The sequence below is a fragment of the Candidatus Binataceae bacterium genome, assembly GCA_035294265.1.
In the GTDB taxonomy this organism is placed as follows: Bacteria; Desulfobacterota; Binatia; order Binatales; family Binataceae; genus DATGLK01.
In genome coordinates this window covers 1-10,075 of the sequence record DATGLK010000005.1, presented here as the reverse complement: position 1 = coordinate 10,075, position 10,075 = coordinate 1, and the positions used below count along the sequence as shown (strand labels likewise).

The 10,075-nt window shown below is 60.9% G+C and carries 10 protein-coding genes; 5 read left to right on the top strand and 5 right to left on the bottom strand.

What is annotated here, in order from left to right:
* A partial coding sequence (locus tag VKV28_00625; protein HLH75283.1) for a sigma-54 dependent transcriptional regulator occupies nt 1-1,084 on the bottom strand: 1,084 nt, incomplete at its 3' end.
* A 514-nt stretch (nt 1,085-1,598) separates the two neighbouring features.
* Here VKV28_00625 and VKV28_00620 point away from each other — a divergent pair.
* Both VKV28_00620 and VKV28_00615 read left to right on the top strand, forming a co-directional pair.
* On the top strand, nt 1,599-1,853 hold the full coding sequence (locus VKV28_00620; GenBank protein HLH75282.1) for a helix-turn-helix domain-containing protein: 255 nt from the start codon (nt 1,599-1,601) through the stop codon (nt 1,851-1,853).
* Between the two features lie 317 nt (nt 1,854-2,170).
* Nucleotides 2,171-2,956, top strand: coding sequence for a hypothetical protein (locus VKV28_00615; GenBank protein HLH75281.1), 786 nt, complete (start codon nt 2,171-2,173; stop codon nt 2,954-2,956).
* Nucleotides 2,957-3,106: 150 nt separating this feature from the next.
* Here VKV28_00615 and VKV28_00610 read toward each other — a convergent pair whose 3' ends face one another.
* A complete protein-coding gene (locus tag VKV28_00610) occupies nt 3,107-3,490 on the bottom strand; it encodes an ester cyclase (GenBank protein ID HLH75280.1) in 384 nt (127 codons plus the stop codon).
* Nucleotides 3,491-3,628: 138 nt separating this feature from the next.
* Entirely contained in the window at nt 3,629-5,560 is a 1,932-nt protein-coding gene (locus VKV28_00605) for an alkaline phosphatase family protein (GenBank protein HLH75279.1), read from the bottom strand.
* A gap of 295 nt (nt 5,561-5,855) precedes the next feature.
* Here VKV28_00605 and VKV28_00600 point away from each other — a divergent pair, with 295 nt between their 5' ends.
* Genes VKV28_00600 through VKV28_00590 form a run of 3 tightly spaced genes read left to right on the top strand, consistent with a single transcriptional unit; the run spans nt 5,856 to nt 8,555 of the window.
* Nucleotides 5,856-6,713, top strand: a complete 858-nt coding sequence (locus VKV28_00600) for a polysaccharide deacetylase family protein (GenBank protein HLH75278.1) — start codon at nt 5,856-5,858, stop codon at nt 6,711-6,713.
* A gap of 40 nt (nt 6,714-6,753) precedes the next feature.
* Nucleotides 6,754-7,677 (top strand): alpha/beta hydrolase, encoded by a 924-nt coding sequence (locus tag VKV28_00595; GenBank protein ID HLH75277.1) that lies wholly within the window; start codon nt 6,754-6,756, stop codon nt 7,675-7,677.
* Nucleotides 7,674-8,555: an alpha/beta fold hydrolase gene (locus tag VKV28_00590; protein HLH75276.1), complete on the top strand. Its 882-nt coding sequence runs from the start codon at nt 7,674-7,676 to the stop codon at nt 8,553-8,555. The genes VKV28_00595 and VKV28_00590 overlap by 4 nt, the downstream gene beginning before the upstream one ends.
* Here the strand turns inward: VKV28_00590 and VKV28_00585 are convergent.
* On the bottom strand, nt 8,516-8,866 hold the full coding sequence (locus tag VKV28_00585; protein HLH75275.1) for a c-type cytochrome: 351 nt from the start codon (nt 8,864-8,866) through the stop codon (nt 8,516-8,518). The genes VKV28_00590 and VKV28_00585 overlap by 40 nt on opposite strands.
* 161 nt (nt 8,867-9,027) lie before the next feature.
* On the bottom strand, nt 9,028-10,075 hold a 1,048-nt coding region (locus VKV28_00580), incomplete at its 5' end, for a hypothetical protein (GenBank protein HLH75274.1).

Here is a 10,075-nt window from a genome sequence, read left to right as displayed (position 1 = left end):
GCACGTTGCCCGGCCAGGAATAAGCTTGCAACGCGGCCAGGCATCGGTCGTCGAAACCATGGATGGTTTTACCGGCCTCGCGCGCGAATTCCTGCAAAAAGCGCTGAGCCAGCGGCACTATATCTTCGCGCCGTTGGCGCAGAGGCGGCAATTCGATGGTAAAGACGTTGAGCCGGTAATAAAGGTCCTCGCGCAGCTTGTTGTCGGCGATCGCGGCGGTAAGGTCGCGGTTGGAGGCCGCCAGCACCCGTACATCCAGCGGGATATTTGTGCTGCCGCCCACTCGGCGCACCGTGCGTTCCTCCAGCACTCGCAACAGCTTGGCCTGCAAATCGACCTTCATCTCGGTTATTTCATCGAGCAGCAGCGTGCCGCCGTTAGCCAACTCAAAGCAGCCCTCGCGCCGGCGTTCGGCGCCGGTGAAGGCGCCTTTTTCATGGCCAAACAGTTCGCTCTCCATCAAAGTCGCCGGCATCGCCGCGCAGTTGATGGCCAGATAAGGCCCCTCGCGCCGGGCAGAGGTTTCGTGAATCGTGCGCGCCACCAGCTCTTTGCCGGTGCCACTCTCGCCCACCACAATCACCGACGCATCGCTGGCGGCGACCTGCTCGATGAGGGCCATCAGCTTGCGCATCGCCAGCGATTCGCCCACTAGGCGGCCCAGGCCCCCCTTGCCGATCAACTGGCGGCGTAAGCGTTGGTTCTCGGCGTCAACCGCGAGAAGCGCGCGGAGGTTGTTGAGCATCACTTTGAGATGGGCTACGTCCACCGGCTTGCGCAAGTAGTCGTGAGCGCCCAACTTGATCGCCTTGACCGCATCTGGAATCTCGCCTTCACCCGAGGCTACGATAGTGACGGTGGGCAGCCCCGCTTCGCGGATTTTTTTCAGTACCCCCAGACCATCCACTCGCGGCAGCTTGAGATCGAGCAGCAGAATATGAGGCTCGAAGCTTTCCAACAGGCGCAAAGCTTGCTCGCCATCGGCTGCGCTTTCGACCTGGAAACCCCAGGCCCCGATCAACTCGCGCCAGCCCTCGCGTGTGCGCATGTCATCTTCGGCAATCAGCAGCCGCTTTGACTCCATTACGATTACGCCTCGACGTAGGCTCACTAGCGGGACGCGGAAATAACCAGTCCGGACGATCCCACTACAGGTTCTTGTAAGTCGCGTTAAGGCTGACTTCCTTCCTCGATCTTCTTTTCTCCATAGGAGTATGTGAGCCGCGGAGACTTTTTCCGCAGCTTGCTAAGATAGCGCGACCTTACCCGCGCCTCCTTTCGTTTCCGGCTTTGACGCCTATGAGCAATCGCGGTGCCAAAAAAAACATTTGAATTCGCTCAGAACCGTGAGAAAAGAAACAAGCCCTTTGTAAATCTTACAGTTCACCTGCGGGCTTCTATGACCTTTTTCGCGCCTGCGGCTAGATTGTAAGAAAGGAATTCTCCTTTGGGATGACTTTCTTTCGGACGATGGACGCAACGCAAATGTTAGCCAAAACGAGGAGCGATTAGTCGCAATTTGTTGTTCGGAGACCTTTGGCCCGCTTCTTGTAACTGCGTGGGTACAACTATGTGATCTCGCTTTGTGGGTTTGGGCCATGAACAACAACAAATTGCAGAATAAACGTGATGTTTCACGGTCGCGCACCGACGTTTCCAGCAGCGGAGAAATCCTGACCGTGAAAACGCTTTCCGAATTCTTATGTTGCCACCCCAGTACGATTTATCGCCTTATCAAGCATCGCTCCATTCCCGCCTTCCAGCTTGGCGCTGACTGGCGGTTCCACAAGCCCGATATTGAGCGTTGGGTGCGGGAGCGAACGCTCAACTGCTCGAACCCGTTCCAGGGCTGATTCAACGCTCGGCGCGTCAGCAACGACCTGCGCGAGGTAGAAACCTAGATTCGTCACAGGGTAGGGCAGGTTCGCTTTGCGACTTGGACTGCTTGGCGGCGCGCAATCTGCTCCGGGCTACACTATCGCGATTTGAGACAGGCCGCGCATGAATAGTCTTGCCTTGCGTGCCGAGAAAGAGCCTACAATGGGTGTACCGCCGGCGACGAACCTTTTGCCTTGCTTCTGCGTTCGGACCGACCTGATCGTGCGTTCATCTATGATCGTATGGCGCCAGAGGTTTCAGAGGCGCCGGCACTCCGGTCCACGAGGTGCGCATGAAAGACAAGATCGCGGCGCGGCACTTCGCGCTGTTGAATATTGTTCTGATGACCTTGGGGCCGGCGACTTTTGCTGCCCAACCCAGCAGTACCGTGGGCGTGTCGGCTCAGGCCGCGACCCCGGCTGGTATGCTGCCCTGCCCACTGTCCGTGCCCTGCATTGCTCAGCCCCAGGAGGGTGGGGAGGTTGTGACACAGCCCACAGCCGACGACGACAGCGCCGCCACCGAGCAACCAGCTACCAGCCTCGACCAGTCTGCCAACGGGCAGTCTCGGAGCGAGGCCCTCATGCTCCCATGCCCGCTGTCGGTGCCCTGTGTCGCAACCCCACCAGCGCTGCCACCGCTGCCGGACTCTATCGTGTCCACCGAACTGTCCGAGGGTGGAGCGCCCGAGCCGCGGATGGGAGTGGGGCATGACGCTATCCCAGGCGCCAGAGCCCATCGTCGCGCGCAGGTCAAAGTTACCCAAGAGGCGCCGGCCGCTGCCCCTGTGACTGCCGTGTCGCAGCCGCCGGTGGGTGAAGTGGGAATGGCTGGAAGCAACGGCTATGCCGCCTCGGCGCAGGAGCGGCTAGCTGAAGCTAGCCGCGGTTTGATTGCGGTCAATCCCGCGACGTTAAGCGCGCAGGCCCGTCCCACTTACCAGGAAGCGAGCAACTTTGTCTCCCAAAGCCGCGCCGCGTTGCAAGTTCATGACAACTTGGCGGCGCTAACCTTAGCGCAGAAGGCCTGTCAATTATTAGATGATCTGACACCGGGCAACGCATCCAGCCGTCGCTGAAAATCATCGTTCAGGCCCCTGTGCTGGAGTAAGTTGCCGGGTTTCGCGGTTGTGCTCATTCCGAGCCGGGGAGGAACTTGCCTCTGGGCGAGGCGCTCGGCTCCCTCCGGCGCCTGAAGACCCCCTTTCCCCCGCAGAGGCGTGGCGCCCTCAAACGGCGCCATTGTTATTGGCGGGATGAGCCGGTAGCTCCTGCACTACGTCCCAATGTTCTACCAGTTTGCCTTCCTCTAGACGGTAGATATCCACCACCGCGGTTCCCGGAGTGTTGGGAACTGGGACATATAGAATGTGGCAGATAACGTAGTCGCCTTCGGCAAAGATCCGTTTGATCTGATGAGTCGAATCGGGGAATTTCTCTTTGCGTAGATCGATGAAGGCTTTAATTCCCTCAGCGCCGTCGGCCAGATGAGGGTTGTGCTGAATATAACGGGCGCCAAAGAACTTCCGGGCCCCTTCGTAATCCAGCTCCACGAACGCGGTGCGATGGTAGTCGCGCACAATCCGTTTGTTTTCTTCCTCTAACCGACCCATCGAATTGTCCTCGCTAGCCATCCTCGCAAAGCCCGCCCCTGGCGCGCAAGCCAAGCCATGGCGGCAGGTAAAAAAACGCCGGGCGAGGATTTTACGCCCCGCCCGGCCTAGTTTGCGGCGCCTTCGGACGGTCGCCGGTTAATGGTTACCGCGGTCCTGACCGAGACCACGGTGGCGCTTGAAGTTGAACATATCCATCAAGTCGCCGATCGCCGGACTATTGGAGGGCACATAGGGATTGCCGGGCATCGCGATCGGATTGGGCAGGTTATCCCGGCTGCGGTCGGAAATCGGCTGCAGCTTCCAGTTGGCCTCCACGAATTTGGCGAACGAGACATGATCCGTGTAGCTGTGAACCATCCCCACCCCTTCGGAGTAGGGCGAGACCACCAGCAGCGGGATTCGGGTGCCGTCGCCGAAGAAATCCAACGGCTGGATGTAGCCAGAGTCATAGTAGCCGCCGCCTTCGTCAACCGTGATCAGGATCGCGGTGTTTTTCCACAGCTCCGGATTGGCGCGCACCTGGTCGATGATCTTCTTGCAGAAGGCCTCGAACAACTCGAACTTGGAGGAAGCCGGATGACCGTCGAGGTAACCGTCGGGTTTGACGATCGAGACCGCCGGCAGCCTGCCCTGGGCGATGTCGGAGTACAGGTCGCGGATGCCCCCGAGGTTGTTTTGGCGCGTAGTCGCATTGGTCATGATCTGGGTCGAGTACAGGAACGGGTTGCAAATGTTGCAGTAGGTGCTGTTTTCGCCCGTCTCTTGGCCGTCGGCCCAACCCTCGCCGTAGTAGCGCCAGGACACCTGATGCGCCAGCAGCAGGGTGCCCAGATTGGGTTGCTGGGTAGGCGGAACAGTGAATTGATTGGCGCCGAGCGGAGCCGGCTGCCCGGTCCCCAGATAGCCAGGATTGTAGTTGTTGACCAGGTAATAGCCGCCGGTCTCGCAATCGCCATTGCGGAAGGTTGGGTACGGCAAGCTGGCCAGGTATGCGTCCACCGCGCCCACTCCCGGCTGGCTGCTATCCGAGCAGTTGACGTAGGAGCCGCCGCTGTAGCCGTCCTGGGTATAGAAGTTGTTGGTCCCGGGCTGCGGGTTGGGGTTTTCGATCTGATTGCTCGGCGGTACCGCGGGGTTGCCGTTGGCATCGGCATAGAAGATCGTCGTGCCATAACCGATCGCGAGGTGGTTGGCGCCGGTCCCGCCCATGATTGCCTGGTGATAATTGTCGGATAGGGCGAACTGGTGCGCCAAGCGGTTGAAGTATCTCATGTCGCCCTGCTCGACGTCGTAGTAGCCCATCGACAGCGCGCCTTCGCCGCTGAAATTGGCCGGTTCCGGTTTGCCGTTGCTGCCCGTAGCCACGCTGACCTCGACCCACGGAAACAGATCTTCCTGGCATCCGCTGGGATTGGCTTGGGTCGCCGCACTGCTGTCGCAATCGGCCTGCTGCCACATCTGGAAGAAGCGATGGACCGGGCTGCCGGCGTAATCGTTCCAGGAGATGTAGTTAGTGATGTCGAAAGGGCCGTCGGCCAGATCGGCTGGAAATCGGGTATCCAGACCGCTGGGCAGGCCGGTGCCGCCGATCGTCAGCAGAGTGTAGTCGGGTTGCGGCAGAGCCGGCTCGACTTCTTCGGCCGCGCTGACTGACGCAAAAGGCGCATTGGTCGGCGCACCGCCGGTGGTCGGTTGAGGCAGACTGCTGAAAGGTTCGGTCTTGTCAGGATGAACCGAATAGCTGCCGGTGTCGCTGGCCTGCCATTGCTGGGCCCGCGCGAAGTTTGGCCCCGGCGTGCCGTCAGAATTGACGATACCTTCCGAGAGCAGATTCATCACGCTCTGCCCCGGATTGGGACGGAAGGTCCCAAACAAGTGATCGAAGGTCCGGTTTTCGCCGATGATCAACACTACGTGTTGGATCGGCGTCGCCGTTGCCCGGTCGTTGGCCCCAGGAGCCTCACCGCCTGCGCCCTGCGCATAGAGCATCGGCGCGCCCCCTTGTCCCAACAGCATCGCGCCCAAGGCGATGGCTGCTACCCATTTTCTACGTCTTAGTCGTTGCATCCGTTTCCTCCCGAAACGAGTTTGGAGAACGAAATGCAAGGTAGGAGCGCTGAATTAAACGAATTGAGGTGCTGCAGTTACCGATGGATTAATAAAGTCCTTAGTCGGATGCTTAAGGCTGTGACCGCTTGCGGTACCGCCGTTGCCGTGAGCAACCGCTCGCGCCGTTGCCAATCGGCCAGCAGGCCATGATAAGGTAGCGCACGCTCGAATCAGGTAGGCGAAGGCGAGGCTTCATTCGGCGGCGCCAGACGGATTGTGGACAATTAATCAGGCAGCGCGGGAGCGTCTTAAGATGGCTACGAGCATGACCTATTCTCGTCGATGGCAATGGCCCAACGAAGCCAAGCTGGCCTTGACGATCGGCCTGGCTTTCGAAGCCTTCGAGTTTCAGAGCCAGTACCGGACCGAGGTTCCAGCCGGGAAAACCAACCATTTCTCGCTCTCCTACGCCGACTACGGTTGGAAGAGCGGGGCTTGGCGGCTGTTTGCGCTGTTGGATGAATTTGGCCTTAAGGCCCATCTGACCACCAGCGGCCTGGCCGCCCAGCGGCATCCCGAGGTACCGGCGGCGGCGGCCCGCGCCGGGCACGAGATCGCGGGCCATGGCTGGGTCAACGATAAGCTGGCCGGCGATGAGCATCCCGAGATGGAGTTGGCCGAGATCCAACGCTGCACCAAGGTGTTGAGCGCCGCGGCCGGCGTGCGGCCGCTGGGCTGGACCAGTCCGGGCTCCACGCTGTCCAAAAACACCCTGGATATTCTGGCCGGCGAGGGTTACCTGTGGTCGGGCGACGACGCCAGCGACGATTTGCCCTTCATTCAATCAACCAAGCATGGGCCGTTGGTTATTTTGCCCCGCACCAATACCCATCATAACGATTTGACGGTGTGGCTGGCGCCGCGCAATCCACCCAGCATTATCTGGGAGGGTTTCAAGGACACCTTCGATCAGCTCTATGCCGAGGGCTGCGCGGGCGCTCCGCGCTGGACCGAAATCACCATCCATTGCCATATCGGCGGCCGACCGACGCTGATTCCGACTTTGCGCAAATGTCTAGCCTATGCCAAAGAGCATCAGGGGGTTTGGTTCGCACGCAGGCTGGACTTGGCACAATGGACGCTGCGCCGCGCTGGCTTAATCAACGAGTGAAGCGGCGGCGCCAGCCAAGTGGGAGCGGGATTAGATAACGATGGAGAACGCAGTCCCGATGGCCGGGGTGATGCCCGAGCCTAAGATGATCGAAGTCGAGGGGGTGGGCACGCGCTATTACGATAGTGGCGCGGGCGAGGTGGTGGTTTTTATCTACGGCGGCAATTTTGGCGCGCAGGATTCCGCGTCCAGCGCCCAAACCTGGGATCAAACGCTGCCTGCGCTGGCGGCGCGCTTTCGCACCATCGCATTCGACAAGCTGGGGCAGGGCTTCACCGACAACCCCCTGCGCGACGAGGATTACACGATGGCCGCGGTGGTGCGGCACGCGGTCGCCTTTATCAAGGCGCTGAGCTTACCCCCGGTCCATCTGGTTGGCCATTCACGCGGCGGCTTCACCGCCGCCCGCATCGCGCTGGAATATCCCGCGCTGGTGCGCTCGCTGACCGTAATTAACAGCGGCACCCTGATGCCCACGGTCAGCACCAACGAACCAACCTTGGCTCGTCCCCCCGCTCCACCCCTGACGCGGGAGAGCGCGCGCTGGATTTATGAGCATTACTCCTTTAATCCCGCCATTGTCACCGACGCCTGGATCGAGACCGTCTTCGCAGTCATGTCGCAGCCCAAGTATCGCGAGAGCGTGCGCAAGATGTGGCAGGAGCAACTCGCCACCCGCCTGTTCTATCCGCAGTTGGCGCTGCAAAAGCGCGACACCCTGTTGTGGATCAATGACGGCCGTCTGCAGCGTCCCACCCTGATCGTGTGGGGCTATAACGATCGGACGGCTCCCGTGGCTGGAGGTTTCGAGCTGTTTCGCATGATCGCCGCCCATCAACGGCGCACCGAATTACATATCATCAATCAGTCCGGCCATTTTCCCTTCCGTGAGCATCCGGCCCAGTTCAACGCCCTGCTGGCCCGCTTTGTGGCTTCCTGTGCCGCACCGGAGGTCCTGTCATGAGCGCGTTGCAGGAACGCAGCGTTGCGGTGCAAGGGCGCCAGGTGAGGGTGCTAAGCGCTGGCCCGGCGCGCGAGCGAGCGGTGCTTTTATTGCAGGGCGGGATGGCGGGGGTGGCGCCTTATTGCGGTGGGCCGCATATGTGGGCACCGGACTTGGAGCGCTGGCTTGCGGGGCAAAGCCTGTTTGTGGTCGATCTGCCCGGTCACGGCGGTTTTACCCTGGCCGAGGGCGCGCCCAGTCTTGATCTTATTGGCGGACAGGTGGCGGCCTTGATGGAGGCACTGGGGCCGGCCCGCTTCGACGTCGTCGGCCACGACCACGGCGCGCTGGTGGCTTTGTGGCTGGGGCTTAATCACCCGCGCCTGCTGGCGTCGGTGAGCCTCGCCGCAAGTCCCCTGGCAGCGCCCACTGGCGATAGCGTGGGTAATTTGACGCTGGCGGGACTGCCGTGGCCGCGCGCCAGCGCGCTCTCGCAAGCTTGGGCGTTGGAGCGCATTTCCTATTCTCACCATCATATTGATCGCGCGCTGCTGGAGAGTTGCGTCACCGCCGCGGACAGCCAGGTCTATCGCCATGCGGCCGCCATCATGGGCGAGGATGGTTATGAGCGCTCCTATCTGCCCAGCGTGCGAGCTACCAAGTCGCGTCTTTACGAATTGTGCCGAGGCGAGGGCTTTCCTGTGCCGGCCCAGGTCATCTGGGCCGCCAATGATCCATTAACCCCGCCTGAGCGCGGTTTTGCCCTTTATGAAGTGCTTGCCGCCGGCCAGCCCGCGACCCGCTTTACGCTCGTTAATCGGGCCGGACATCTGCTGTTTCGCGAGCAACCTGAAGCTTTTTATCGCGCGCTCATGGCGTTCCACGAAGCGCTGGCCTGAGCACCCTGGTCCGGCGTGGACTTGGACGCGCGGCAGAAGCTGCGCACGTACCGAATCAAGCTCACGATCTGAGCATAGCTTAGCTTATTGCCGAAGGCCGGCATTCCGGTCCGAAAGCCGCCCGCCTCGCTGCCCTCCGAGATTACCAGGAACAGCGTCGCATCGGACATCAGATTCATCCAGGTGCAGTCGGCAAAGCTGTGGGGTTTGTGAAACGAGCCGGCGACCTGAGGACCGTCGCCGCGCCCGCTTGAGCCGTGACAACGCGCGCAATGGCGCGCATAGAGCTGGCGTCCGTCGAAGTGGTCCACGGCTGCCGCGTGTGCCGTCCCAGCCAGCAGTAAGAGACAGGACAGGAGACGAATCGTCACAAGCTCACGCAGCCGGGCGCGATGGAACCGGAGCGATCGCGAAGGACTTGGCGCAGGCCCAGCTGCTTCATATGGTCGCGCGGGCGACGACCGGGGGCGTTTCACTTGTCCGAAGTCGCCTTAGGTTCGGCTTGTGCCTGGTCGGCGGCCCATAAAGCTTCAGCCTTGCGAAACAGCTCCAACACGATCTCGCGATCGGGGCAGAAACGGTCGGCGTCGTCGTCAATATATAGCCAGCCGCCCTTGGAAACCCGGTGATAGTTATCGCGGTATTTGATGACATTGCCGCCCGCGAAAACTCCGCGCACCGAGTCGCCGTCGATTCGCCGCCCGTCGTTGGCGTAGCCCGGAATGGTCAACTCCAGGCTGTCTACCTTGCCCTCGCGAAAGATATTCATGGGCTCTTGGCCGGCAGCTACTAGGTCGATCTGGGCTTTGAGCAATTGGCGGTATGCGATCACGCAAGCGTCGCTCACTCCCAGTTGCTCGCGCGTGCGATCAGTAATTTCGCCCTGTTCGTACCAGGCCACCATGTCCTGTCCCAGGACGTAATCAAGCTGGTACTCGCCTTTGTCGTTGGTCAGTGGGACCAAAGCGTAGGGGACGGTCTCTTGCTTGGGCACCTCAATTTCGGGAGGCACCACATAGCAGAAATATTGGACATGCCAGGTGTGGGTATCGTCGACTGGAACTCCGAACTGATAGGTGCGTCGAATTCCGGCCTCGGGGCCGAACGCCAGCAAGTATGGAAACAGTACCGGGTTCATGCCGACGTTCCATGAAGCGGCGCTTTCGTCGCGGTCGGAGTCGAGCCTACCCTTGGTAAATCCATACTTGTTGTAGACTGGGCGATACTTGACGTAGGCGCCCCGCGCCAGCATTTTGCGCTGCGCCGTCATCGTCATATTGTAGCGCGCTTCGGGGTCGTCGGTCAGGCGCCCCTGGCGCTCCAGCGCGTATTGAAACAGGCGCCCGTGCAGATAAATGCCATGGCCCAGGTCGCCGCGATTTTCCATCACCTGCAGCCAGTTGCAGGGTAGGTTGTGGGCTACCATTTGGCGAAAACCGCGCGGGCGCACGAACAAGTCCCAGCGCGGCAGCAAGGGCACCGGCTGCGGCCCCAGGTAGGCCCAGATCAGCCCGCCCATC